The organism is Bradyrhizobium sp. LjRoot220 (assembly GCF_964252915.1).
Taxonomy (GTDB): domain Bacteria; phylum Pseudomonadota; class Alphaproteobacteria; order Rhizobiales; family Xanthobacteraceae; genus Bradyrhizobium.
The window spans coordinates 237,940-263,952 of sequence record NZ_CAXUPS020000008.1 but is presented as its reverse complement, the minus strand read 5'-3'; the positions used below and the strand labels follow the sequence as shown (position 1 = coordinate 263,952).

Here is a 26,013-nt window from a genome sequence, read left to right as displayed (position 1 = left end):
TGCCGCGTGCAGATTTCAGAGGATGCCTGCCACGACATTGGCCTCGACGGCTACATTGACGGCGACGGGGGGTGGAAACCTTCGGGTTGCATCACCCCGCACATCGCAGCGCCGGTCACGGCTGGATTGTACTTGATCGCGGCATCGGCCATCGAGACGACGCCCACCAGGCGCTTGTTGCGATCGATGACCGGCATCCGCCGGACCTGGATGTCGCTCATGTTGTGAATGACATCGTCGATGCTCTCGTCTTCAAAACAATACATGACGTCGTGGGTCATCGCATCGCGCACGCAGCTTTTTCCATCCATGCCGTGCGCGACGGCGCGTGCGACGATGTCGCGATCGGTAATGGTGCCGACCAGACGATCGTTTTCGCCAACCGGCAGAAAGCCGATGTCTTCGTCCGCCATGCGGCTGGCGATCGCCTGCAGGGTATCATCCGGGCTTGCAAGACGGACGTCGCGGGTCATCACATCGGCGACCTTCATCGTTCCGTCGCCGCGCTTGCGTTGCTGCGCGCCGGCATGGGCCGGCCAGAGCGCCCTGATGTCCCCCGGCAGCACATGGCGGATCTTTGCGGTTTCGGCCTCGCCGATATGACGGTCGACCGCGCGTAACACCGCCTTGATGGCTGTTTCCGGATTGACAGGCTTGCCTCCGCCATCGAGGCCGTCGGCCACGCGCGCGATGAACTCGGCGCGCGAACGTATCGAGTCCGGCTGCACGACGGGCCGATACTGTTCGTAAAATGCGCCTCTGATCAGCAGCGGCATCTGGGCGGCAAGATGCGCCGCATCGTCAACCGGAAGCCGATCCCGCAAGACGCGGAGAACGACCCCGAGGACGCGCCAGGCCAGCCGGCGATCGGGGCCGAGCTCCTTGGAAATTTCCTTGAGCCAAAGATTGGTGGCGTGGATCGATCTGTCGAAAGTTTCAAGACCATTCGTGCTCATGGTGCATCTCCGCCAGTTCAGGTCGTTTGTGGCGGAACGGGCGCGCGCCGAACTGGTTCCAAACGGGATTGCAGAGATTATGTGGAACGGAGCATCGGCCATTCCTTGCTGTTATTGGTGCCGGTTCACGCCGCCGTTCGCGATAAGATGGTCCATATCGCCGCACCCGGGAACCCTGGGTCTGGCAGCCAAAGCACTCCATTGGTAATAAAGCAGTCGACAATTCCAAGCCTCCGGCAGCGCCAGCATTTTCGATGCCCTCATCCCGCAGACCGCGACGTGCATGCCGAATCGAAGGATTGACGGATTGAGGCCGCACGTTCTCGCATTGATCGGCAGTCTTTTCGCAGCCGCGCCGGCTTTCGCGCAAAGCGACCCCGCGCTCGCCTTGCCGCAACTCACCTTGCAGGCGCCGACCGGCGCCATTGGTGAACGGTGCCGCAAGATCGAAGCGGGGGATGCCCTCGTGCCGGTGTCGCTGCATCGGACTTTCCACGATGATTTCGATGTGCATCCGCTGGTCGAGGCGCGCTGGGTGCCGCACTACGCCGGCGGCGCCGCCTGGCCGCAATCGCGCTACTGGGGCGGCGAAGGCTCCGATTTCAAGCGCAAGACCAGCTACAATGGCGAACAGCAGATCTACGTCGACTCGGTCTATGCCGGGCGGGCCACGGTGCCGCTCGGGCTCGATCCGTTTCGGGTCCGCAATGGTATCCTCTCGATCATCGCCAGCAGAACCCCGCCCGACCTGAAGTCCCTGCTGTTCAACAACGAATACATCTCGGGCATCCTCACCACGCAGAGCAAATTCACGCAGAAGTACGGCTATTTCGAAATGCGCTCGAAGATACCGGCCGGCGTCGGCGTGTGGCCGGCGTTCTGGATGCTCGCCGACGATGGCGGCTGGCCGCCGGAAATCGACGTGATGGAAGGCCGCGGACAGCAGCACGACAACATCGTCATGACCACGCATTGGCGGATTCCGGCCACCGGACGCGTCGAACGTTGCGGGTTCGACTTTGCGGTCGCCGATACCAGGAACGAATTCCACAATTATGGTGTGCTGTGGCTGCGCGATCGCATCATTTATTTCATCGACCGCAGGCCGGTGTCGGAGATCAAGGTCCCGGTCGGCTTCGACGCCCCGATGTACATGATCGTCAATCTTGCGATGGGCTCGAAGACGATGGAGGGCGTCGGATTCGTCGACGGCCTGTCTCCCAATGTGGTGGAATTCGAGATCGACCGGATTTCGGCCTATCAAATTGATACATACTGATGATGTGACCGGCCGGGACACGCACGCCGGCAGCAACGAAGCTGACGGAGTACGTAATGCCCGGAAAATTCTCGCGCCGGCACTTTGCCAGACTGGCGGGCCTCTCCGCGCTGGGGCTGGCGGCGACAGCGGCTGACGCGGCCAGCACCCGGCAAAAGCCGGCCGCCGACCCGCACGCCCCCGCCCGTTTCCCGAAAGATTTTCGGTGGGGCACCGCGACATCGGCCTACCAGATCGAGGGCGCCGTCAACGAGGACGGCCGCGGCCGCTCGATCTGGGACACCTTCGCCCACACCCCGGGCACCATCGAGGACAGGACCACCGGCGACCGCGCCAACGAACACTATCACCGCTACAAGGAAGACATCGGCCTGATCCGCGATCTCGGCGTCAGGCACTATCGCTTCTCGATCGCGTGGCCGCGGATTTTCCCTGATGGCACCGGCAAGCCCAATCCCAAGGGCCTCGACTTCTATAACCGCCTGGTCGACGAACTGCTGGCTAGCGGCATCGAACCCTATGCCACGCTGTATCATTGGGACCTGCCGCAGGCGCTGCAGGATCGCGTCGGCGGCTGGCAGTCCAGCGACACCTCCAAGGCGTTCGCCGATTACGCCGGCTATATCGCCGAGCGTTTGACCGACCGGGTCAAATACGTCTTCACGCTGAACGAAGCCGGACGTTTCCTGAATTTCGGCTATGGATGGGGCATCGATGCGCCTGGCCTCAAGCTGCCGGCGGCGGAATTGAATCAGGCACGGCACAACGTCGTGCTCGGCCACGGCCTCGCGGTGCAGGCGATCCGCGCCCGCGGCCGCGCCGGCACCAAGGTCGGCCCGGCGGAGAACATCGCGACCTGCGTGCCGGCCTTCGACACGCCCGAAAACGTCCGTGCCGCCGAAATCGCGACCCGCGAAATGAACGCAGGCCTGCTCGGCGTGATGCTGGAGGGCAAATACACCGACGGCTTTCTGGAATATGCCGGCAAGGACGCGCCGAAATTCACCGCCGACGAATTGAAGATCATCGGCTCACCCAACGATTTCGTCGGCCTCAACATCTACGCGCCGCAATTCTACATCGCAGCGTCAGACAAGAAGCCGGGCTGGTCGGTATTGCCGTTTCCCGGCTCGTTTCCGCACATGAGTGCCGACTGGCTGCGGGTCGGCCCCGAAACGATCTACTGGGCGCCGCGGCTCGCGGCCAAGGTCTGGAACATCAAGGAGATCTACATCACCGAGAACGGCACCTCGTCGGAAGACAGGGTGCATGCCGACGGCAAGATCTACGACCTCGACCGCATCATGTACCTGCGCAACTATTTGCGGCAGCTGCAGCGTGCCGTGGCCGAGGGCGTGCCGGTGCGCGGCTATTTCCTGTGGACCCTGATGGACAATTTCGAATGGATCTACGGCTACGAAAAGCGCTTCGGGGTCATCCACGTCAATTTTGAAACCCAGCGCCGGACGCCAAAGCTCAGTGCGTCGTTTTATCGCGACGTCGTGACGCGCAACGCGATCGGCGTCTGAAGCCGCTCGACCATTGAACGGCTCAATGCAGCGCCACCCGCTGTGACGGCGCGCGATCGCCCTTGACCGCCACAGTCGCGGCGCCTTCATGCCGCACGTTCCGTGATGATTCGTGGCTCATGAACATGCTGGCGGCGCTGACCATCAACACGACATAAAGGCCGAAAATGCCACCGACCCAGCGCCAGTAGATCCGGCGGCTGTCGGGGGCAAGACTTTCGATCAAGCGGCGCATGGTTGCTTCCTCCTCGAGGAACTGATGGCGCTGCGTATAGCTTGCACGCCGGCCACGGTGTGTGACGTACTTCACAGAAGTCGTTTTAACGGAGAAGACGTGACCGGTCCGGAACTGAAGAAACTGCGCCAAGACCTCGGTGAAGCGATCGGCCAACCCCTTGGCGTGGCCGACATGGCCAAGCTCTGCGGGTTGCCGCCGGACGACGGCGCCAACACCATCCGGAAATGGGAAGTCACCGGCCCGACCGGCCCCGTGGCCGAGTTGCTGCGCATCCTGGCGATGGCCAGCGACCGCTATCCGATCCTGGACATGTTCAACGTGTTCGACCGCCATGACGTGCCTGAGAAGGACCGGCCGGCACGGCGGCAGGCGTTCCGCGAGCAGATGCGCGGCGACGTGCGGCGGCGCATTGGTTAAGCAGCTTTCGCGGGGGCACCGCCTCAAGGGCCCCGATTTAAGCCTTGCTTAAGCTTTCATTAGGGCGCCGTTAAGCACCAAAAATAGCACTTCATTAAGCACAAAAAACGTTTGTTCTCCAATGGGTTGGGTTATCAACCGATGTGCCCGGCAAGTGACAGCATTTTATTCAAAAGCTGTCTAACTGATCGCCATGGACGACGCCCGCATGCGGTGTCTCCCAACGATTTTTCCGGAGCCCAAGACCATGAAGAAGTTCCTGCTCGCCACCGTCGTTCTCGCAGCCCTGGGCGCGGCGTCCCCGGCCCTCGGCGCCGACATGGGCGCTCGGCCCTACTACAGCAAGGCGCCGGCCTATGCCGCGCCGCTCTACAACTGGACCGGCTTCTATCTCGGCGCGCACATCGGCGGCGCGTTCTCGAGCAGCAACACCTTCAACGGCCTCGTGCTCAGCGACCACAGCGCCCGCCTGCTCGGCGGCGTGCAGGCCGGCGCCGATTATCAGTTCGCGCCGAACTGGGTCGTCGGCGCCGAGGGCCAGTACAGCTGGCTCGGCGACAACAACCTCAATGCGATTTTCCCCAACGGCTTCGTCTATAACCACGATCAGCGCGCAATCGCGTCGATCACCGGCCGGGTCGGCTACACCTGGGGCCCGGGCATGCTCTATGTCAAAGGCGGCTACGCCTATTCCAACAATCGCGACACGCTGACTTTTGGCGGCGTTCCGGTCGCCTTCACGCTCGATAAGAATCACAGCAACGGCTACACGGTCGGCGCCGGCCTCGAATACATGTTCGCCCCGAACTGGTCGGCCAAGGCCGAGTACATGTATTACGACTTCGGCACCACCCGCTTCGTGACCCCGGTTGCGCTGGCTCCCTTTGGCACCTTCCATAACGACGAGCATACGTTGAAGGTCGGCGTCAATTATCGGTTCAACTTCGCAGCACCGATCGCCGCGCGGTACTGATCGCTTCTACAGGGAGGCGCGAAAAGGCCGGCGTTCACGCCGGCCTTTTTGTTTGCCCCATAGCGTTTTCGAGCGAATTGGCCGCCGGTTCGCGTGAAGCAAACGCGTCAAAACAAAGAGTCCGCCTGAGTTTTTCAAACAATGTTCGATGGCGCGTCGGCGCTCAAAATCGCGAAAACCGTGCGCATTTTCCAAAGTTGTTAACCGGGTACCACGATACTGCCGCGGGGATTCATCCAGGGGTAGCGGTACGGGGCGGCGGCAAATGGCGATATTTTCCAGCATCGGCAAGATCAGGCTCAAGGGTTTCGGCTTTCCAAAATTCGGCGTCAGGGGCAGCCTGTTTGCCGCTTTCGCCGTCATCGCCGGCATGGCGATCGTCATCAGCGCCGGGGCCGGCCTGGTGCTGGGGCATCTGGGGGGCGCCATGGTCGAACTGAGCGGACGGGATATCCCCCGCCTCGCGGCCAGCCTGCAATTGTCGGCGGAGAGCGCCAGCCTGGCCAGCCAGGGGCCGGGGCTGCTGGCCTCGCGCAGCGAGGAGATGCTGAACGAACGCGCCGGGAAGATGCAGGAGACCCAGCGGATCACCCTGCAAAGGCTCGGCGAGATCACCAAATTCGGCGCCAACAAGGATACCGTGGCGGCCCTCACCGAGACGGTGAAGAACATCGAGGACATGATCAAGAGCCTCGGCGGCGCGGCACGCGAACGGCTGGAAACCGCCGCCCAGCACGACAAGCTGTATGAAGCGCTGCGCACAGCCCAAGCCGCTTTCGTCAAGGCCGCAGCACCCGCGATGGTCGACGCCCAGACCCAGCTCAACGGCATTTTCGGCGCCGCCGATTTCTCCCAGGATGAGGCCACCAAGGCGGAGAAAACCGTCGAGCAGCTCGGCGACATCGTCGCCGCCGGCAACCTGGCGGCGTTCAACATGATGGCCGCGCTTTCCTCCGAGAGCAGCGACACGCTCGAAACCATCGAGAAGCAAACCCGCAGCGCGCAACAACGCCTCAAATCCAATCTCGATTTGCTGCCGAAGAATTCCGCGACGACGGCGCTGCGCACCGCCTCCACGGGCCTGCAGGCGCTCGGCGAAGGCAAGACCGGCGTCTTCAAGGTTCGCCAGAAGGAACTGGACGCCGCCGATTACGGCCAGACCATCCTGGAAGAAACCCGCAAGCTCAATGTCGGCCTCGGCATCAGCGTGCAGCAGTTGGTGGACGGGGTGCGCGGCGAGACCGACGCCTCGACCCTGCAGGCCGGCAAGGAGATTTCGCTGGCGACCACGGTGATGCTCGGCCTCGGGGCGGCGACCCTGATCGGATCTGTGCTGTTCGTCTGGCTCTATGTCGGCGGCAACATCCTGCGGCGCATCGGCGCCCTGCAGAGCTCGATGAAGTTACTGTCGAGCGGCGATCTCGAATCACAGATCTACCGTTCCGGCCAGAGCGACGAAATCGCGGAAATGTCGGAATCGCTGCAGGTGTTCCGCGAGAGCATGATCGCCGCACGCGCGCTCACGGCCGACCAGGACAAGGATCGCATCGCCAAGGCCGAGCGCGCCTCGCGCATGGAAGCCCGCATCGTCGAATTCGAAACCACCGTGCAATCAGCGCTGGACAGTCTGCAAACCGCCGCCGGCTCGATGCAGACCACCGCGCAGAGCATGTCGGCGACCGCCGACCAGTCCAGCGCGCTGGTGAGCGCGGTGGCTTCCGCCGCCGAAGAAACTTCGGTCAACGTGCAGACGGTGTCGTCGGGCACCGAGCAACTGTCCTCGTCGATCGAGGAAATCAGCCGTCAGGTCGTCACCTCGGCGGAAATCGCCCGCAAGGCGGTCGAGGAAGCCGGCGCCACCGATGCCACCATGCAGGGGCTGGCCGATAACGCCGCCCGCATCAGCGTGGTGGTCGATCTGATCCAGACCATCGCCTCGCAGACCAATCTGCTGGCGCTGAACGCCACCATCGAAGCGGCCCGCGCCGGCGAAGCGGGCCGCGGATTCGCCGTGGTCGCCTCCGAGGTAAAGAGCCTCGCCACCCAGACCGCGAAGGCCACCGATGAGATCCGCCAGCAGATCGTCAGCATGCAGACGGTGACGACGACGGCGGTCACCGCGATCCGCAGCATCAGCCATACGATCGGCGAGATCAACGACGTCACCACCGTGATCGCGGCTGCTGTCGAGGAGCAGGGTGCGGCGACGCGCGAGATCGCACGCAACATTTCGCATGCCGCCGGCGGCACCAGCGAGGTCTCCAGCAACATCGTCGGCGTCTCCTCAGCCTCGACCGAAGCGGGAACCGCCGCCGGCGAGGTCTTGACCGCTTCCGGCGCGCTCCGCCGCGAAGCCGACGTGCTGCGGGCGGAAATCGACGCGTTCCTGGGAAATATCCGGGCGGCGTGATTGGTGTTCGTCATTCCGGAGCTAATGCGCAGCATAGAATCCGGAATCTCGATATTCCCCGGTGCGCAATTGCGCACCTGAGGCTCGATGCTGCGCATCGCCCCGGAATGACGGGCATGCTTTTTATCCGGACAGGCCCCTGCTTTTTCGGCTAGCGCGGCGCCAAATGTGCGGGTAAGCCGGTAGCATGCACTCGAAAACAGACACCGTTCAGTCCTCGGCCGAGGCCCTGCGCTACCCCTGGGAAAATCACCCCGGCCAGGATCAGGTCGTCGAGGTGATGCCGGGCGTGTTGTGGGTGCGGCTGAAGCTGCCATTCCGGCTCAATCACGTAAACATCTATCTGCTGGCCGACGGCGACGGCTGGGCGATGATCGATTCCGGCTTCGGCAATGAGGAAACCATCGAAGCCTGGACCACGCTGTTCGAGGGCCCGCTCCGGCACGTCAGAGTCTCCCGGCTGATCGTGACCCATTCGCATCCTGATCACGTCGGACTGGCGGGTTGGATCACCGAGCGCTTCGACTGCTCGCTGCAGATGTCGCAGGTCGAATATCTGCAATCGGTCTATCACCAGAACCGCGGCACCGAGGAGCGCCGCAACGCGCAGCGGCTGTTCTTTCGCCGCCACGGCATGGACGAGAGCCTGACCGATACCTTGCTGAGCCGCGGCCAGGATTATCTGAAGCAGGTGTCGATCCTGCCGCCGTCCTATCGCCGGATCTCGCATGGCGACGAAATTTCGATCGGCACGCGGCGCTTCAAGGTCATCACCGGCGGCGGCCATGCGCTCGACCAGGTGATGCTGTATTGCGCCGCCGACAAGCTGTTCCTTTCCGCCGACCAGGTGCTGAGCAAGATCTCGCCCAATGTCAGCGTCTGGGCGGTCGAGCCCCACCAGAACTCGCTCGGCGAATACCTGGCCTCGCTGGCGAGCCTGACCACCACGCTTCCTTACGACGTGATGGTGCTACCCGGCCACGGCGTGCCGTTCTACGGCCTCAAGACCCGGATCAAGCAGCTGGCCGACCATCACGAGGACCGCTGCCGGCTGATCGCCGAAGCCTGCCGGAGCGTGCCGCAGACCTCGAAGGAACTGGTGCCGGTCGTGTTCCACAAGCACGTGCTGGACGCCCACCAGATGGGTTTTGCCGCCGGCGAGCTGATCGCCCACGTCAACTACATGCTGGTCGAAGGACGGCTGACCTCCGAAGCGATCGATGGCGTGCTGTATTTCCGGACCACCTGACGCTTGCAAACTAATCCATGGCTATTGGCTGCAAAAGGGCGCACGGTCGCGGGCATGTTCTCCCGGCTGTCGCGCCAGACAAATTCCAACATTCAAACCTTACCCAGCGGCGGCATTGATTTGACGCCGTCATGCTGACCCGCTCGGCTCTGCTTTATGAGAACGGTCTGCCTGATCTTCCGGCGCTGCTGATCGAGCCGCACCGCAGCCCCGGCGGTATCTGGCGCATCAAGTTCAGCTATGAGACGGCCGAACCGCTTTCGATGAGCGCGGTGCAGGCATCGACGCTGGCGGCAGCCCTTCACGAGATCGGAGAGGCGGAATTGGCTGATGAGATCGACGGCGCGTTGAAGAGCGCGGTTCGCTATTCGTCCATGTAACCTTTCTGAAATGTGACCTCTTGAAATGCAACTTTCTGCCCCGGGGCAATTTCGCCCGCAAAGGAAAATAGATGAAAACAATTATCGCTGTCGTGGCGCTGTGCGCCTTCGCACCAAGCGCGCTCGCCGCAACCCCGGAGTGCCACGCGGTTGAAAACGACAGCGCACGGCTCGCCTGCTACGACGCGGCGCAGCCTCCGAAAATCGCGACGCCCAGGAAGGGCTCCAAGGAAGGCTTTAAGGAAAGCTCCAAGGAAAAGCCGAGGGCGATCGAGAGCGACGCCTCACGGCCCGAATACAAGGATCCCTTCCTCGCGGAGAACGCCCGCACCACCTCCAAACTGAATAATATCTGTCGCGGTTGCTGAGCCGCGCGGCGGGTGAAAGAGGACGGCAATGGCCAAAGTGTCGGACTACCGAATCATTACCTTTCAGCGGCAGCCCGGACTTTGGCGGGCCAATATGACGCCGATCGTCCAGCCGGCCACGATCACGCGGGGCGGGGCGATCCGGGGCTTCGTGACGGCGGAGGACAGCAAGTCCGAGGAAGACGCCATCATCGCGGCCAATCGCGCCATCAGGGAACTCGACTCCTGATCGGATCAGCGGCGCGCTGGATTACCCAGGATTGCGGCGGGCGGCCAAAATACCGGGCCCCTAGATCCCACTTAGCGTGTTGATCGAGATCGAGATTTACCCTGTCTCCGGTGCATTCCGGAGGCCGGCTGAAATGTGTGATTTCACATAGACACCAAACCTGGAAAAGCTCTAAAAAGGCCTCACGCCGCTCCGGCCAGTTGGTTCCAGGGTTCTTGTCAGGTCTTGTGATGGATTACAGCAAATTCTTCTCCGCCGCCCTCGACCGCCTGCATGACGAGCGGCGCTACCGGGTTTTCGCCGACCTCGAGCGGATCGCGGGCCGCTTCCCGCATGCGGTCTGGCACTCGCCGAAGGGCAAGCGCGACGTCGTGATCTGGTGTTCCAACGACTATCTCGGCATGGGCCAGCACCCGAAAGTGGTCGGCGCCATGGTCGAAACCGCGACCCGGGTCGGCACCGGCGCCGGCGGCACCCGCAACATCGCCGGAACCCATCACCCGCTGGTGCAGCTGGAGGCCGAACTGGCCGATCTGCACGGCAAGGAAGCCTCGCTGCTGTTCACCTCGGGCTATGTCTCGAACCAGACCGGCATCGCGACCATCGCAAAACTGATTCCGAACTGCCTCATTCTCTCCGACGCGCTCAACCACAATTCGATGATCGAGGGCGTGCGCCAGGCCGGCTGCGAGCGCCAGATCTTCCGCCACAGCGACATGGCGCATCTGGAAGAACTGCTGATCGCCGCAGGTCCCGACCGGCCCAAGCTGATCGCCTGCGAGAGCCTTTATTCGATGGACGGCGACATCGCGCCGCTGGCCAAAATCTGCGATCTCGCCGAGAAATATGGCGCGATGACCTATGTCGACGAAGTGCACGCCGTCGGCATGTACGGCCCGCGCGGTGGCGGCATCGCCGAGCGCGACGGCGTCATGGATCGCATCGACGTGCTCGAAGGCACGCTCGCGAAAGCCTTCGGCTGCCTCGGCGGCTATATCGCCGGCAATGCCGACATCATCGACGCCGTGCGTTCCTATGCGCCGGGCTTCATCTTCACGACCGCGCTGCCGCCGGCGATCTGCTCGGCCGCCACGGCTGCGATCCGCCACCTGAAAACCTCGAGCTGGGAGCGCGAGCGCCACCAGGACCGCGCCGCCCGCGTCAAGGCGATCCTGAACGCCGCCGGCCTGCCCGTGATGTCGAGCGACACCCACATCGTGCCGCTGTTCGTCGGCGATCCCGAGAACTGCAAGAAGGCGTCCGACATCCTGCTCGAAGAGCACGGTATCTACATCCAGCCGATCAACTATCCGACAGTCGCCAAGGGATCCGAGCGCTTGAGGATCACGCCCTCGCCCTACCATGATGACGGCCTGATCGACGGGCTTGCCGAGGCGCTGTTGCAAGTCTGGGAACGCCTCGGCCTGCCGCTGAAGCAGAAATCGCTGGCGGCCGAGTAACGCTGCCGGCCCTGCGCGTTTCAAAAACCCCCGAGAATCGGGCCGGTAGCGCGATGCGCTGCCGGCTCAATGCGTTTATACTGGCGCTTGCGGCCCGGCGCGGGTGCACAAAACGCGTCCGAACAGAGGCCGGGAAGGGAGACAGGCAGCAATGCTGCACGACTGGGGCGTGATCGCCGCCGCATTCGCCTATATCGGACTGCTGTTCGTCGTCGCCAGCTATGGCGACCGCCTGTCGCCGAGCCAACGCGGCCGCGCCAGCATGATGATCTATCCGCTGTCGCTGGCGATCTATTGCACCTCCTGGACCTTCTTCGGCTCGGTCGGCTTCGCCAGCCGCACCAGTGTCGATTTCCTCGCGATCTATGTCGGCCCGATCCTGATGATCGGTTTGTGCACGCCGCTGCTCCGCCGCGTGATCCAGCTGGCCAAATCGCAGAACATCACCTCGATCGCCGACTTCATCGCCGCGCGCTACGGCAAGAGCCAGGCGGTGGCCGCGACCGTGGCCGTGATCGCGATCATCGGGTCGGTGCCCTACATCGCGCTGCAGCTCAAGGCGATGTCCTCGTCGCTGGAAACCATCCTGAGCGAGGACAGGATGTTCTCCTCGATACCGCTGATCGGCGACATCGCGCTGGTGGTGACGCTGGCGATGGCGGTGTTCGCCGTGCTGTTCGGGACCCGGCAGACCGACGCCACCGAACACCAGCACGGGTTGATGCTGGCGATCGCCACCGAATCCATCGTCAAGCTGGTGGCCTTCATCGCCGCCGGCGCCTTCGTCACCTTCTGGATGTTCTCGCCGGTCGAGCTGATCGAACGCGCGATGAAGACGCCGGAAGCAGTGCGCGCGATCAACTACACGCCTTCGATCGGCAATTTCCTGACCATGACGCTGCTGTCGTTCTGCGCGATCATGCTGCTGCCGCGGCAGTTTCACGTCAGCGTGGTCGAGAATTCCAGCATCGACGAGGTCAACCGCGCGCGCTGGCTGTTTCCGCTCTATCTGGTCGCCATCAATCTGTTCGTGATCCCGATCGCCATCGCGGGCCTCGTCACCTTCCCGTTCGGCGCCGTCGACAGCGACATGTTCGTGCTGGCGCTGCCGATGGAGGGAAACGCTCCCTTGCTCAGCATCGCCGTCTTTGTCGGCGGCCTGTCGGCTGCGACCGCGATGGTGATCGTGGAATGCGTGGCGCTTTCCATCATGGTTTCGAACGACATCGTCCTGCCGCTGGTGCTGCAGCGGAGCCCGCGGACGCGCGCGGGCGGGCAGGATTTCGGCGACTTCCTGCTCAAGGTGCGGCGCTTTGCGATCTTCGCCATCATGGTGATGGCCTATTTCTATTATCGCGCGCTCGGCAGCACCCAACTCGCGGCGATCGGGCTGCTGTCGTTCGCGGCCCTTGCCCAGCTGGCGCCCGCCTTCTTCGGCGGCCTGTTCTGGCGGCAGGGCACCGCGCGCGGCGCCATGGGCGGCATGCTGGTCGGCGTCGCCGTGTGGATCTATACGCTGTTCCTGCCGAGCTTCCTCGAAACCACCACGGCGGGGCTGCAATTCCTGCAGCACGGACCGTTCGGCATTGAGGCGCTGCGCCCACGGGCGCTGTTCGGCGCCGATCTGCCGCCGCTGATGCATGGCGTGCTGTGGTCGCTCGCGCTCAACATCCTGACCTACATCGTGATGTCGATGGCGCGCCAGCCGTCCTCGATCGAACGGTTGCAGGCCGACCTGTTCGTGCCAAGCACGCTGACGCCGATCGCCCCCACCTTCCGGCGCTGGCGCACCACGGTCACCGTGCAGGAGATCCAGAGCACGGTGGCGCAGTATCTCGGCCCCGACCGCGCCCGCCATGCGTTCGAGGCCTTTGCCGCCGCCCACCCCGGCCATCTCGATCCGGCCGCGCCTGCCGATTTCGAATTGCTGCAGCACGCCGAACGCCTGATCGCGTCCTCGATCGGGGCGGCCTCCTCGCGCCTCGTGATGTCGCTGTTGCTGCGCAAGCGCACGGTCTCCGCCAAGGCGGCGCTGAAGCTGCTCGACGATTCCCATGCCGCGCTGCATTTCAACCGCGAGATCCTGCAGACCGCACTGAACCATGTGCGCCAGGGTATTGCGGTGTTCGACGCGGACCTGCAGCTGATCTGCTCGAACGCGCAGTTCGGAGAAATCCTCGCGCTGCCGCCGCATCTGGTGCAACTCGGGATTCCCTTGCAGGAGATCCTCGAATTCATGGACGCCATCAGCCCGCCCGGCTCGGGCCACGGCGACGTCCTGCTGGCGCGACGGCTCAAAGCCTACACCACCGAGGGCGAGCCCTATCTGGAGCGCCTGCCCGACCGTCACATGGTGATCGAGGTCCGTTCCAACCGGATGCCGGGCGGCGGGCTGGTGATCACCTTCTCCGACGTCACGCCAAGCTTCGAGGCGGCGGAAGCGCTGGAGCGTTCCAATGCGACGCTGGAAAAGCGCGTGCGGGACCGCACCGAGGAGCTGACCCGGCTGAATTCCGAACTGGCGCTGGCCAAGAGCACCGCCGAGGACGCCAACATCTCGAAGACGCGGTTTCTCGCGGCCGCCAGCCACGACATCCTGCAGCCGCTGAACGCGGCGCGGCTTTACGTCACGAGCCTGGTCGAGCGCCAGAGCGGCGGCGAGGATTCGCGCCTGGTCGAGAACATCGACGACTCGCTGGAGGCGATCGAGGAAATCCTCGGCGCGCTGCTGGACATCTCGCGGCTCGACGCCGGCGCGATGACGACCTCGATCACGAGCTTCCGGATGGGCGACCTGATGCGGTCGCTGGAAATCGAATTCGCCCCGATCGCCCGCGCCAAAGGGCTCGAGCTGACCTTCGTGCCGTGCTCGCTGCCGGTCGAGTCCGACCGCTCGCTGCTGCGGCGGCTGCTGCAGAACTTCATTTCCAACGCCATCAAATATACCCCGCGCGGGCGGGTGCTGGTCGGCTGCCGCCGCCACGGGCAAAGCCTGCAGATCGGCATCTACGACACCGGCGTCGGGATCCCCGTGCAGAAGCGCGGCGAGATCTTCAAGGAGTTTCACCGTCTCGAACAAGGCGCGCGGATCGCGCGCGGGCTGGGCCTCGGGCTCTCGATCGTCGAGCGGCTGGCGCGGGTGCTCAACCACAGCATCGCGCTGAACGCCAATGCCGGCGGCGGCTCGGTCTTCTCGGTCACGGTGCCGGTTGCCAAGGCGGTCAACTATACCGCCGCGGTCACCAGCGCGACGCCGCTCTCGAAGACGCCGATGAGCGGCGCATTGATCGTCTGCATCGAAAACGACCCGGCAATCCTCGATGGCATGAGGACGCTGCTCACGGCGTGGGACGCCGAGGTGATCGCGGTGGCTGACCCCGAGGCGGCGATCGCGGCGATCGAGGCCTCCGGCGGCAGCGTCACGGGCCTGTTGGTCGACTATCACCTCGACCGCGGCAATGGCGTCGCCGCGATCCGCGAGATCCGCCGCCGTTTCGGCGAGAACATTCCGGCCATCCTGATCACGGCCGACCGCAGCCCGAATGTGCGGGCGGCCGCGCGCGAGGAAAATATCGCGGTGCTCAACAAACCGGTCAAACCGGCCTCGCTCCGGGCGCTGATCGGTCAGTGGCGGGCCCAGCAGCTGGTGGCGGCGGAGTAGGCGCGAGACCGTAGAGCGCAGGATGGGCGAAGCGCAGCGATAGCGGGAAAATCCCCGCCTTCACCAGTCCATGGTTGCCCCGACCATCCGAACCAATTCCGGGTCGTCAAAGTTCCTGGCCGTCGTGACGGCGCCGGCCGCGACCATGTCCGCATGAGCAAGGCTCGTTCGGATCCCAATCGTCGCAATGCCTGCCGCGGAAGCCGATTGAATGCCGGAGCGGGAATCTTCGAACGCAACGGATGAAGCGGCCGCGGCACTCACCGCGCGCAAACCTTCCAGATACGGCATGGGATGCGGCTTGCCGTGGGCAAGTTCGTCGCCGATGACGAGCGCCTTGAACCGATCGGTGATCCCAAGCCCGGCGAGCAGCATCTCGGCATTCAGGCGCGGCGCATTGGTGACCGCGACCATCGGGATGCCGGCGCGATCGGCGCGGTCAAGCAACGTCATCAAGCCGGATAATGGCTGAATTTTCCCGGCAACGAGCCTGCGGAAGGTTGCCTCCTTCTTGCCGATGATGGCGACCTGGCGCGCCGGCGGCTCCCCGGCGAGAAATCGCGCGCTGATCGACGCGTTGGAAAATCCCTGAAGCTCCCTGGAGAAGCGCGCATGATCAAAGCTGTGACCGCGCGGGCCCAGAACCTGATTGAACGCTTCCAGGTGCAGCGCATCGGTATCGGCCAGCGTGCCGTCAATGTCGAACAGCAGCGCTTTCCCTGATACTGGCGGCATTCCGAGTTCTTTGCGGTTACGCCGTCGGCGTACCCTGGCGCCACTGGCCGCCGGAGATTTTCGCGGCTGCGATCACCGCCTGGGTGCGGCTTTCGACGCCGAGCTTCTGCAGGATCGCCGAGACATGCGCCTTGATGGTCGCCTCCGACACGCCGAGCTCATAGGCGATCTGCTTGTTGAGCAGCCCCTCCGACAGCATCATCAGCACCCGCACCTGCTGCGGGGTCAGCGTCACCAGCCGGTCGCGCAGCCGTGTCATGTCCGGATCGTTGGCGGCAGTCAGATCGACGTCCTGCGGAACCCAAACGTCGCCCTCCATCACTTTCATGATGGCGTCGCGCAGCGTCTCGACCCCGAAGCGCTTGGGAATGAAGCCGGAGGCGCCGAAATCGAGCGACCTTCGGATGGTTCCGGCATCGTCGCTGGCGGACACGATCACCACCGGGATCGCCGGATACTGCGCGCGCAGGTAAATCAGGCCGGAGAAGCCGCTAATCCCCGGCATGGTCAGATCGAGCAGGATCAGGTCGACGTCGGAATCCCGTTCGAGCAGCGCGGTCAGTTCGTCGAACGACCCCGCCTCGCTGATCACAGCCGAACCCACAACGCTCGTCACCGCTTGCCGCAAAGCGTCGCGGAATAGGGGATGATCATCGGCAATGACGAGATGGGTGCTGGAAGCGGCAGTCATTTATTTCTTGTGAAAAGCGTTGCGGCAAACCGTTCAACCGCATTCTGTCGGTCAAGCGGTGTTCAATTGTCCCCTGCCCGGCTGCCGCATGCAAGCGCGCAATACCGGCACGCCGCAAAGCGGTTAATCTCCGAATTTGTGCACCGCAGCAAGACCTCCGGCACGGGCGCGCGTCAATCGCGGAACAAGAGATCGCGGGTCAGTTCATCGATGTTGGTGACGGCACCCAGCGCGACACGCAATCGGTCGCGGTCGCGGACCGACAATCGCTTGACCGCGACCTTGTTGGAGGGCGGAGTTCCGTGCGCGATATCCTCAATCTGCTGCGCCAGGATGAGATCGACAAACACGCCCTGCGCGGCGACGAGCGCATCCAGATCGGCCTCGCTGACATCGACCAGCGCCTTCACGCCGGCGAGCCGCGCCGGCGTGGATCGCGCCAACACATGATGGCGGATCGCCATCGCACGTGCGGCGGCCACAATACCAAAAAGCCCGGCCGCCTTGAGGTCGATGCGGCCGCCTTTGGTGCGGATGCCGCCGAAAAGCTTCAGGCTCGAGGGAATGCTGACGTCCTCGACCAGAAGCTTGGCAAACGCGGCCTGCCCTTCGGCGGCCGCGAAGGCAGCCTGCCTGATGGCGACGGCAAGACTGCCATCGCCATGGACGGCGCGCAGGTCGAAGAAGATATCGACGGACAGCAGATCCTCGGGATTGGCGCGCATGATCCAGTGGTCGATCCGATTCCGCCACGTTGCGACCGAGCCGCGCCAGGGCGCGTTCTTCGCCATGACGCCACCCCTGCAATACGGCACGCCGGCCTCGTGCAGGATATCCGCGACATGGGTCCCGAGGCCCGCGAACCAGCGATCCTCCTCGCCATCAGGCTCGCCGCGCTCGAAGATCACCGCATTGTCCTGGTCCATCGCCAGCAGGCTTTCGCCGCGCCCGGCCGAGCCGAGCACGATCATGGCGTAACCGCATGGCGGTTCGCCCTCGCCGCGCTGCCACATGATCCGCTCGGCGATCACGGCGGCCTGCCCGGTCAGTGCGCCGAGTTCGCGGGAAATCACTTCCGCGATGTCGCGGCCGGGCAGTCCTTCCGCCATCAGGGATTCCGCGACCCGCGGCAGCTTGGCCCAGGCAACCGCCAGGGCGTGCGCGTCCGCCGCATCGTCGATCTCTTCGCCGAGCGAGATCGCCTCCCCGGCGCGCAGGTGCAGCAGGTCCCGCGCCGACAAGGCGCCGATCACGTCGCCGGCCTCGTCGACGACGCCGAGATGTCGGGTCTTGAGACGATTCATGCGGCCGATGGCGCGATAGACGAAGGCGTCCGCCGGAACCGCTGCGAGCGGCCGGCTCGCGATCTGCCCGACCGGCAGATCGAGCGCGGCGGCGCCGAACCGCGCGATCGCGCGCAGCAGGTCGCGTTCCGTGACAATGCCCGCCTCCGCCGCCTTGACGCCGCCGGAAACCGCATGCGGCCCGACATACACCGCCGATATTCTCTCGCTCGCGAGCCGCGCGAGGGCATCGTGGATCGAAATGCCGGGCTCAACAAACACCGCAGGCACCCGCATGATGTCGCGGTTGCGGTGCCGATAGGCGTAGCTGTCGAAGCGTTTCAGGGTCCCTTCCGCATCGGCACGTGCCGGAGCCTCGACGGCATCGATCCAGCCGCTGCGCGCCTGATCGTCGAGTACAGCCGTGAGGGCGAGGCAGGCCCGTTCCGCTTCGGCAATGGTGCGGATACCGTGGTCGCGCAGTCTCGGTACCAGTGCCAGAAACACCCGCGCGGTCGTTGTCGCGTCGCCGAGGGCGGAGTGCCGGTCGGCGGTGCCGACACCGAGCCAGGCGGCGAGGTGCTCCAGCGTATAGCCGGCCAATTCCGGTGCGGCGATCTGCGCCAGCAGCCGCGTGTCGAGCGTCCGCGGCCGTATCCACGGCAAGCCGGCGAGATCGCATTCGCGCTTCAGCACGGCGAGGTCGAACCCGACCGTGTGCCCGATCACCACCGCCTGACCGAGAAACGCACGGAAGCCCGGCCAGACATCGGCAAACAGCGGCGCGTCGGCGACCATGGCGTCGTCGATGCCATGGACGCGCGTCGTCTCGGCGGGAATCGATTGACCGGCCGGCCGCAGCAATTGACGGAACGAGCCGTCGGCAACCGGTTTGCCGGCCGAAAGCCGTAGCCCGGCAAGCTCGATCACGCGCGCATAGCGTGGATCGAGCCCGGTGGTTTCGGTATCGATGACAACGGCGTCGAGCGACAAAAGCGGAGCCCCGCTGTTTGCCCTGTCCATCGCCCCTCCCTGCCGGTGGCCGCGTGCGATCAATCCGGCCTATGCCGCGGCACCCACGATCAATGCCCGTTCCAGCGCGGCCTTGTCCATCCGCGCAATCAATTCGTCATGAATGTTGCAAAGGCTGACGCGCAGATAATTGCGCGTCGTCTGGAAATCCCGCCCGCGCAGCTTTTCGTGGATCGGCATCATCGAGAAATAGCTTTCCGCCAGCGGTTCGGGAACGTCCATCACGCGCTTGGGCGCATGGCCGCCGACCAGATCGAGCCGATGCGCAAGTTCGCCGCGTGCTTCGAGCCAGGCCGCTTCGCCGATCGACGGAGGGACCGGATAGCGGTCGAAAACCGAGAGAACCACCAGGATCAATTGATCGAGAATAGCCCGGCGCTGGGTCCCGGCGTGATGAGTCAGCACCCCCTCGATCATTTCGCCCACCATCGCAAGGCCGAGCGGATAGGCCCTCCAGCGGGCGTGCTCGACGGATTGCGCAAATTCCTTTTCGGCGAACAAGACCTTTGCATAGTGACCCGCGCGGGCGCGCGAGTATTCGTAGATGCCCTTTTGCACGATGAAGGCGGACTGCGCGTCGATGAAATCCGCAAGCGCAGCCCGATCGCGAATCGGCGGACGGGGGCGAAACAACCTTTCGAACAGCTTCATCTCTCATCCAGCCCGATCGGCCGAGGTCACTGCGCTAGCTTAACCCATCTGGCTCGCAACAAGTGCAATGTTCTCAGCGTATCCCTGTTAGCAGTTGCAACAATTCGATACCCGCCGAAAGTATAATTAAGACCTGAGCATTCGTAGTGTTAGCCTTTCATTGTTCCAATATCGGCACAAGACCGTTGGGACAGCGGCAAGGGGGGCGCCGCGCTGAAGGGATTTTACATTCCCCTCGATCATTCATCCCGGCACATTTTGCTGGCCGGTGTCTTGAGGGAGGAATTGCGATCCATGCCTGAATCCAAAAGTATGAAAGAGAGAGAAGAAGCGCACTGGGCAAAGACCTCGCGTCTGATGTTCACGCATCTCGGTGTCTGGTTCTTCTTCGGTTACGTCATCCACATGTTCGTGGTGCCGCTCAACAAGATCACCATTCCGATCCTCAACTTCCCGCTCGGCTTCTACATGGCCGCGCAGGGCTCGCTCATCGTGTTCGTGGTCATGCTGTTCATGTTTGCGAAACAGCAGGACAAGATTGACCGCGAATTCGGCTTTGCCGAGGAAGATTGAAGGGGAAAGAGATCATGGCCACGAAATCTGAAGGCGGCGGCGACTTTCTCAACAATCTCGGGCGGGTCTATAGCATCTACACCGGAGGCTTCGTCGCCTTCGTCATCTTGATCGCAGTGCTCGAGAAGATGGGTGTACCGAACACGATCCTCGGTTACCTGTTCGTGTTCTTCACGCTCGCGGTCTATGCCATCATCGGCGTTCTCTCGCGAACGGCGCAGGTCTCCGAATACTACGTCGCCGGCCGCAGCGTGCCGGCTTTTTACAACGGCATGGCGACCGGCGCCGACTGGATGTCGGCGGCGTCCTTTGTCGGCATGGCCGGCACTCTGTTCCTGCTTGGCTATGACGGCATCGCATGGGTGCTCGGATGGACCGGCGGATTCGTGCTGGTGTCGATCCTGATCGGGCCGTACCTGCGCAAGTTCGGCGCCTATACCGTGCCTGACTTCCTGGCATTCCGGTACGGCGGCAATCTCGCCCGCGGGCTCGGTGTGATCGTGCTGGTCGCCTGCTCCTTCACCTATGTGACGGCGCAGATTTACGGCACCGGCATCATCGCCTCGCGCTTCCTCGGGATGCCGTTCGAACTCGCGGTTTTCGCCGGACTTGTCGGCATCCTGGTCTGCTCGATGCTGGGCGGAATGCGGGCGGTGACCTGGACCCAGGTGGCCCAGTACATCGTGCTGATCATTGCCTACCTGGCGCCGATCGTGATCCTGTCCACCAAGAAGTACGGGATTCCAATTCCCGAACTCACCTACGGGCAGGCCATCGCCGATATTACGGCGCGGGAGCAGCAGATGCTGGCGACCGGCCTTGCCACGGTGGCAAACCTCAAGCCGCATATTCAGCCCTTCATCAACTACACCCCGCTGAACTTCTTCGCGATCATCCTTTGCATGATGGTCGGAACGGCTTCGCTGCCGCACATCCTGATGCGCTACTTCACCACCCCTTCGGTGCGTGCGGCGCGGCAGTCGGTGGCATGGTCGCTGCTGTTCATCTTCCTGCTGTACTTCTCGGCGCCGGCCTACGCGGCGTTCTCGAAGCTCGAAGTTTACACCAACATCATCGGACGGGATCTGACCGCGATTCGCCCATGGATCTTCAATTGGGGTGAACTCGGGCTGATCCAGATCTGCGGCAAGAACGCTGCCAGTATCGACGCCATCATTGCAGCCTGCAAAGCGATTGCCGATCATCCCGGTGTCGTCCGGCTGCAGGACTTCATCATCAATACGGACGTGATCGTGCTCTCCACCCCGGAGATCGCGGGACTGCCGTATGTGATCTCGGGTCTGGTCGCCGCCGGCGGTCTTGCCGCCGCGCTGTCCACCGCTGACGGGCTGCTGCTCGCCATCGCCAACGCGTTGTCGCACGACGTCTATTACAAGATGGTCGATCCCAACGCCCCGACCGTGCGCCGGCTGATGGTTGCCCGCGTACTGCTGCTGATCGTCGCCGTGATTTCGGCCGCGACTGCAGCGACCAAACCCGGGGACATTCTGGCCATGGTCGGCTGGGCGTTCTCACTCGCGATGGCCGGCAACTTCCCGGCTCTCGTGATGGGCGTCTGGTGGAAGCGGGCCACGGCGACCGGCGCGGTCTCCGGCATCATCGCCGGCTTCGGACTGTGCCTGTTCTATCTCGTCACAACCCGCTACTTCCCGGGCGCCGGCGTGAAGTATTTCGGCATGACCTCCCTTGTGAACCCGATAACGGGCGGACCGCTGGTCGACGTCGCGAAAGCGATGGCGTTGCCCAACGCGATGGAGGCCTTCCCGACGCTCGCCCACCCCTTGGCCAACAAGGTCGGCTGGTTCGGCCTCACCAACATCGCCTGCGGGATGCTGGGAGCGCCGCTCGGCTTCGCGGTGATCTACGTCGTCAGCAAACTCGGCAAGGAGCCGTCGGCGGAAATGCAGGCCTATGTCGACGATATCCGCAAGCCGCGGGGCAGGACGGTGCTCGAAGAGAAGACCACTTAAGAGCGCAACGGCTGATATCGGCAAACGGGGCCCTTCGGGGCCCCGTTTTGTTTTCCACGAAGCCACGACATCGCTTGCCGGGAAACGCGCCACTTGCCATTGTTGGGCACGAGCGTGGTGTCGTCACACATCTCGATTCGTCGATTGCTGAAGGCTCGCGGGAGAATCGGACGTTGGATACTGCAACCTCCATCGCCACCTACTGGTATTATCACCTGCCAAACTTCGTCCTGGCGGCGTTGATGTACACCATGCTCGGCCGGTTCCTGCTCGGCCTGATGGTCGATGCGGATTCGCCGAACTATATCTGGCGGTTCTTTTGCCGGTTCACCGATCCCGTGATCGGCGTCATCGCGATGGTAACTCCGAAGGTGACCGCTCCCGCCGTGCTGTGGCTGTTCGGCTTTGTCTGGATGTTCTGGCTGCGCGTCGCACTTCACTACATATTGCTGCTGTTGAATCTCGCGCCCCGGTTCGGTGGAGCGGCATCATGAACCGCAATTTCTATTTCATCGGAATTGCGTTCTTCGGAATGATCAACGGGATATTCAACCAGCTCGCGCTGATCTTCGCGCTGCTGTATGTCCAGTTGCTCGCCGGCCCCCTGTTGTTTGGCAGCCTGTCTCTGACGCTGATGTTCGCATCGCTGATGGTCTCGACCGCCACGGTCATTCTCGGCGGGATTCCTGCTGCCATCTACGAGCGGGTCACCGGCGCACCGGAATCGAACAATGTCTCGCTCTGGATCTGGCTTGCCGGAGTCGCTCTCCTGACATTGCCCGCCGCCGGCAATTTTCTCAAAATCGGCCTCTAGCCCGACCGCCCGAGGTTGAGGGCGCAGAACCTTGGCGCTACTCTGAGCCGGCACGTTCTTGCCAACGACGGAGAGTGGCGGATCATGGAAGAGATGCGCCGTATTGCTTATGAAACGGTGCTGCGCGCGTGCGCGTTTGCCTCACTTGCCATCTTCTGCATCATGATTGGCTTGTCCTTCCTTCCGCGTTCCGCGTTTCAGGCGGGCGGCTTTCTCAGCATGTTGATGACGCTTGTTCTGGTGCTGAAGGCTCATGAAGCCCAGACCAAGGACCACCGCCGGACCGAGATGTGGCTCTATCTCCCCAAGGACAGCCGTCCGCCCCAAGCCTCGGCTCAAAAAACCGTATCGACGCTCATGCGCGAAATCTATTTTCTGTTCGCGCGCTGGACCGCACTGATCTCCATCGTGATGTGGAGCATTGCGCTGTTCCTCTCTGTTATTGGACTTTAGTTTGAAGCTGCACGATTAATGGGCAGAACTCCTGCGCAGCGAGGTTCCCGCCTTTTGTCTAACTGATTTGCAAAATTGCGCGCGAGCCAAGGCATCGTCGAAGACATTGGCCATGGATCATGGCGGCTATTTTTCTCGGAAAAGCCGGCGCTACTCGCGATTCGCAGGCCGCAATGACACCCGCGCGGCGATCGCCTTCCAGGAATTGTCCACACGCAGCACGGATCGATGCCAGCCGAAAGTACTATTGGGGCACGGTTCTCGAACATGTAGTGAGGCGCCTAATTAATTGAGCGTCGAACTGACGCAACGCACGTGTTCGTGTTTCAAAGAAAAAAGTGGGAGCGATCGAAATGTCTTCAATGGCGGCAACGGAAAAAGTTCGAACCGGAGGAATGACGAAGGACGAACGTTTCGTCATTCTCGCCTCGTCACTCGGTACCGTCTTCGAATGGTACGATTTCTACCTGTTCGGCTCGCTGGCCAGTGTGATCGGCGCGCAGTTCTTCGGCGTCATTGATCCCGCAACCAACCAGCCGATGTTCAACCAGGCCACGCGCGACATCTTCGCGCTGCTGGCGTTCGCCGCGGGTTTCATCGTCCGCCCGTTCGGCGCCATCGTGTTCGGCCGGGTCGGCGACATCGTCGGCCGCAAATACACCTTCCTCGTCACCATCCTGATCATGGGCCTGTCGACCTTCGTCGTCGGCCTGCTGCCCAACGCCGCCACCATCGGCATCGCGGCGCCGATCATCCTGATCGGCTTGCGCCTGCTGCAGGGCCTCGCGCTCGGTGGCGAATATGGCGGAGCGGCGACCTACGTGGCCGAACATTCCCCGATGGGCAAGCGCGGCTACTACACCTCGTTCATCCAGACCACGGCCACGCTCGGCCTGTTCATGTCGCTTTTGGTGATCCTGTTCACCCGATCCGCACTCGGCGAACCTGAATTCGCGAAGTGGGGCTGGCGCATTCCGTTCCTGGTTTCGGTGTTCCTGCTCGGCATCTCGGTCTGGATCCGGCTGCGGCTGAATGAATCGCCGGTGTTCCAGAAAATGAAGGATGAAGGCAAAGCCTCAAAGGCGCCGCTGACCGAAGCCTTTGCCAACTGGAGCAACGCCAAGATCGTCATTCTTGCGCTGGTCGGGGGCGTGATGGGCCAGGGCGTGGTCTGGTACACGGGCCAGTTTTACGCGCTGTTCTTCATGCAATCGATCCTCAAGGTCGACGGCTACACCGCCAACCTGCTGATTGCCTGGTCCCTGCTGTTCGGCACCGGCTTCTTCATCGTGTTCGGCGCGCTGTCCGACAAGATCGGCCGCAAGCCGATCATTCTGGCAGGCTGCCTGATCGCGGCGCTGACCTTCTTCCCGATCTTCAAGATGATCACCAGCAACGCCAACCCGGCGCTCGAAAAGGCGATCGAAACCGTGAAGGTCGAGGTGGTCGCCGATCCCAAGGGCTGCGGCGATCTGTTCAACCCGGTCGGCACCCGCGTCTTCACCGCGCCTTGCGACACCGCCCGCGCCTATCTCGCGCAGCAGTCGGTCAAGTATTCGACGCGCTACGAAGGCTCCGGCGTGAAGGTCGTCGTCAACGGCAAGGATGTGGCTTACGCGGATGCCAAGACATCGAACCCGGCGGTGCTGGGCGCGGTGCAGGCTGCAGGCTATCCGAAGGCCGGCGACGCCCAGATCGTGAAGATGGCGCACCCGTTCGACATCTTCAAACCGCGGGTCGCGGCGGTGATCGGGCTGCTGTTCGTCCTGGTGCTCTTCGTCACCATGGTGTACGGGCCGATCGCGGCGATGCTGGTCGAACTGTTCCCGACCAAGATCCGCTATACCTCGATGTCGCTGCCCTACCACATCGGCAACGGCTGGTTCGGCGGTCTGTTGCCCGCGACATCGTTCGCGATCGTGGCCTCGACCGGCGATATCTACGCAGGTCTCTGGTACCCGATCATCTTCGCATCGATCACCGCGGTCGTCGGCTTCTTCTTCCTGCCGGAAACCAAGGACGTCGACATCACGAAGTAACCAGGTTCGTCCGCTGGGCATCCGGCGGACGATCACAATACGAACCGGCCGCGGAGCGATCCGCGGCCGGTTTTGTTTTGCCGAAGCGCGTTATGCCGTCGCGCCGATGAACTGCAGCACGATCTCGCGCCGGTGCGGCCGCGCCCGGTGCTCGATCAGGTAGACCGCCTGCCACGTTCCCAGCGCCAGCGCGCCGCGCAGCACCGGGACCTGCAGCGAGGTCGCGGTCAGCATGGTCTTGATGTGCGCGGGCATGTCATCGGGGCCTTCGGTGTCATGCCGCCATCCGGCGTTTTCGGGCGCGGCGCGGTCCAGCGCCGTCGCGAGATCGTCGAGCACGGCCGGGTCGGCATTTTCCTGGATCGTCAGCGACGCCGAGGTATGGCGGATGAACAGCGTCAGCATCCCTTCGCGCGCCCCGGCTTCGCGCACGAACTTTGCGACTTCCGCGGTAAGATCGCTAAAGCCTGCACCCGGGGTTTGCACGGTCAGCAGCGAGGAGACGATGGCGGTCGCGGTGACGCTGGAGGATGGCGTGCGGGTAAGCTTGGGTGATGTCACAAAAGCCTCGGAATCGTAGGGTGGGCAAAGGCGCACTTCGC

24 protein-coding genes and 1 pseudogene are annotated in these 26,013 nt (G+C 63.2%); 17 read left to right on the top strand and 8 right to left on the bottom strand.

Annotation, left to right across the window (positions count from 1 at the left end):
• Positions 1-50 precede the first annotated feature (50 nt).
• Both ACSQ84_RS28920 and ACSQ84_RS28915 read right to left on the bottom strand, forming a co-directional pair.
• Positions 51-491 carry a CBS domain-containing protein gene (locus ACSQ84_RS28920; RefSeq protein ID WP_436215162.1) on the bottom strand — a complete coding sequence of 147 codons (441 nt, stop codon included), beginning with the start codon at positions 489-491 and terminating at the stop codon, positions 51-53.
• Between the two features lie 60 nt (positions 492-551).
• A pseudogene (locus ACSQ84_RS28915) lies at positions 552-956 on the bottom strand (DUF2267 domain-containing protein); the annotation flags it as partial.
• A gap of 307 nt (positions 957-1,263) precedes the next feature.
• On the opposite strand from ACSQ84_RS28915, the gene ACSQ84_RS28910 reads away from it, so the two are divergent.
• Both ACSQ84_RS28910 and ACSQ84_RS28905 read left to right on the top strand, forming a co-directional pair.
• A complete protein-coding gene (locus ACSQ84_RS28910; RefSeq protein ID WP_436215124.1) occupies positions 1,264-2,235 on the top strand; it encodes a glycoside hydrolase family 16 protein in 972 nt (323 codons plus the stop codon).
• 56 nt (positions 2,236-2,291) lie between these two features.
• The gene (locus ACSQ84_RS28905) at positions 2,292-3,764 is read left to right on the top strand and encodes a GH1 family beta-glucosidase (protein WP_436215123.1); all 1,473 of its coding nucleotides are present in this window, start codon (positions 2,292-2,294) and stop codon (positions 3,762-3,764) included.
• A gap of 22 nt (positions 3,765-3,786) precedes the next feature.
• On the opposite strand, the gene ACSQ84_RS28900 is transcribed toward ACSQ84_RS28905, so the two are convergent.
• Positions 3,787-3,999, bottom strand: coding sequence for a hypothetical protein (locus ACSQ84_RS28900; protein WP_436215122.1), 213 nt, complete (start codon positions 3,997-3,999; stop codon positions 3,787-3,789).
• Between the two features lie 99 nt (positions 4,000-4,098).
• On the opposite strand from ACSQ84_RS28900, the gene ACSQ84_RS28895 reads away from it, so the two are divergent.
• The 9 genes from ACSQ84_RS28895 to ACSQ84_RS28855 all read left to right on the top strand — a co-directional run bounded on the left by ACSQ84_RS28895 (position 4,099) and on the right by ACSQ84_RS28855 (position 15,149).
• Positions 4,099-4,419 (top strand): hypothetical protein, encoded by a 321-nt coding sequence (locus tag ACSQ84_RS28895; RefSeq protein WP_436215121.1) that lies wholly within the window; start codon positions 4,099-4,101, stop codon positions 4,417-4,419.
• Between the two features lie 247 nt (positions 4,420-4,666).
• Positions 4,667-5,392, top strand: coding sequence for an outer membrane protein (locus ACSQ84_RS28890; protein WP_436215120.1), 726 nt, complete (start codon positions 4,667-4,669; stop codon positions 5,390-5,392).
• A gap of 265 nt (positions 5,393-5,657) precedes the next feature.
• Complete coding sequence (locus ACSQ84_RS28885; RefSeq protein WP_436215119.1) at positions 5,658-7,802, top strand: methyl-accepting chemotaxis protein; 2,145 nt, start codon at positions 5,658-5,660, stop codon at positions 7,800-7,802.
• Positions 7,803-7,989: 187 nt separating this feature from the next.
• Positions 7,990-9,051, top strand: a complete 1,062-nt coding sequence (locus ACSQ84_RS28880; protein ID WP_436215118.1) for an MBL fold metallo-hydrolase — start codon at positions 7,990-7,992, stop codon at positions 9,049-9,051.
• Positions 9,052-9,182: 131 nt separating this feature from the next.
• Entirely contained in the window at positions 9,183-9,431 is a 249-nt protein-coding gene (locus ACSQ84_RS28875) for a hypothetical protein (RefSeq protein ID WP_436215117.1), read from the top strand.
• A 71-nt stretch (positions 9,432-9,502) separates the two neighbouring features.
• A complete protein-coding gene (locus ACSQ84_RS28870) occupies positions 9,503-9,799 on the top strand; it encodes a hypothetical protein (RefSeq protein WP_436215116.1) in 297 nt (98 codons plus the stop codon).
• Between the two features lie 28 nt (positions 9,800-9,827).
• The gene (locus ACSQ84_RS28865) at positions 9,828-10,028 is read left to right on the top strand and encodes a hypothetical protein (protein WP_436215115.1); all 201 of its coding nucleotides are present in this window, start codon (positions 9,828-9,830) and stop codon (positions 10,026-10,028) included.
• A 230-nt stretch (positions 10,029-10,258) separates the two neighbouring features.
• On the top strand, positions 10,259-11,488 hold the full coding sequence (gene hemA, locus ACSQ84_RS28860; protein ID WP_436215114.1) for a 5-aminolevulinate synthase: 1,230 nt from the start codon (positions 10,259-10,261) through the stop codon (positions 11,486-11,488).
• A gap of 151 nt (positions 11,489-11,639) precedes the next feature.
• Positions 11,640-15,149 carry a PAS domain-containing hybrid sensor histidine kinase/response regulator gene (locus tag ACSQ84_RS28855; RefSeq protein WP_436215113.1) on the top strand — a complete coding sequence of 1,170 codons (3,510 nt, stop codon included), beginning with the start codon at positions 11,640-11,642 and terminating at the stop codon, positions 15,147-15,149.
• 60 nt (positions 15,150-15,209) lie between these two features.
• Here the strand turns inward: ACSQ84_RS28855 and ACSQ84_RS28850 are convergent, their stop codons facing one another.
• The 4 genes from ACSQ84_RS28850 to ACSQ84_RS28835 form a co-directional block, all read right to left on the bottom strand.
• Positions 15,210-15,884 carry an HAD family hydrolase gene (locus ACSQ84_RS28850; RefSeq protein WP_436215112.1) on the bottom strand — a complete coding sequence of 225 codons (675 nt, stop codon included), beginning with the start codon at positions 15,882-15,884 and terminating at the stop codon, positions 15,210-15,212.
• Positions 15,885-15,900: 16 nt separating this feature from the next.
• Positions 15,901-16,575 carry a response regulator transcription factor gene (locus tag ACSQ84_RS28845; RefSeq protein ID WP_436215111.1) on the bottom strand — a complete coding sequence of 225 codons (675 nt, stop codon included), beginning with the start codon at positions 16,573-16,575 and terminating at the stop codon, positions 15,901-15,903.
• 173 nt (positions 16,576-16,748) lie between these two features.
• The gene (locus ACSQ84_RS28840) at positions 16,749-18,881 is read right to left on the bottom strand and encodes a DUF294 nucleotidyltransferase-like domain-containing protein (RefSeq protein ID WP_436215110.1); all 2,133 of its coding nucleotides are present in this window, start codon (positions 18,879-18,881) and stop codon (positions 16,749-16,751) included.
• Positions 18,882-18,920: 39 nt separating this feature from the next.
• The gene (locus ACSQ84_RS28835) at positions 18,921-19,541 is read right to left on the bottom strand and encodes a hypothetical protein (RefSeq protein ID WP_436215109.1); all 621 of its coding nucleotides are present in this window, start codon (positions 19,539-19,541) and stop codon (positions 18,921-18,923) included.
• A 294-nt stretch (positions 19,542-19,835) separates the two neighbouring features.
• Between ACSQ84_RS28835 and ACSQ84_RS28830 the strand changes: the two genes are divergently transcribed.
• From ACSQ84_RS28830 to ACSQ84_RS28805, 6 genes are all read left to right on the top strand, one after another.
• Positions 19,836-20,114 carry a DUF4212 domain-containing protein gene (locus ACSQ84_RS28830; RefSeq protein WP_436215108.1) on the top strand — a complete coding sequence of 93 codons (279 nt, stop codon included), beginning with the start codon at positions 19,836-19,838 and terminating at the stop codon, positions 20,112-20,114.
• Positions 20,115-20,128: 14 nt separating this feature from the next.
• Positions 20,129-22,105 (top strand): sodium:solute symporter family protein, encoded by a 1,977-nt coding sequence (locus tag ACSQ84_RS28825; protein ID WP_436215107.1) that lies wholly within the window; start codon positions 20,129-20,131, stop codon positions 22,103-22,105.
• Between the two features lie 173 nt (positions 22,106-22,278).
• Complete coding sequence (locus tag ACSQ84_RS28820; RefSeq protein ID WP_436215106.1) at positions 22,279-22,599, top strand: hypothetical protein; 321 nt, start codon at positions 22,279-22,281, stop codon at positions 22,597-22,599.
• Positions 22,596-22,919, top strand: coding sequence for a hypothetical protein (locus tag ACSQ84_RS28815; protein ID WP_436215105.1), 324 nt, complete (start codon positions 22,596-22,598; stop codon positions 22,917-22,919). Before ACSQ84_RS28820 ends, ACSQ84_RS28815 begins: the two co-directional genes overlap by 4 nt.
• Before the next feature lie 84 nt (positions 22,920-23,003).
• Complete coding sequence (locus tag ACSQ84_RS28810; RefSeq protein WP_436215104.1) at positions 23,004-23,372, top strand: hypothetical protein; 369 nt, start codon at positions 23,004-23,006, stop codon at positions 23,370-23,372.
• Between the two features lie 395 nt (positions 23,373-23,767).
• Positions 23,768-25,411 carry an MFS transporter gene (locus ACSQ84_RS28805; RefSeq protein ID WP_436215103.1) on the top strand — a complete coding sequence of 548 codons (1,644 nt, stop codon included), beginning with the start codon at positions 23,768-23,770 and terminating at the stop codon, positions 25,409-25,411.
• Between the two features lie 90 nt (positions 25,412-25,501).
• Here the strand turns inward: ACSQ84_RS28805 and ACSQ84_RS28800 are convergent, their stop codons facing one another.
• A complete protein-coding gene (locus ACSQ84_RS28800; protein WP_436215102.1) occupies positions 25,502-25,972 on the bottom strand; it encodes a secondary thiamine-phosphate synthase enzyme YjbQ in 471 nt (156 codons plus the stop codon).
• Positions 25,973-26,013 lie beyond the last annotated feature (41 nt).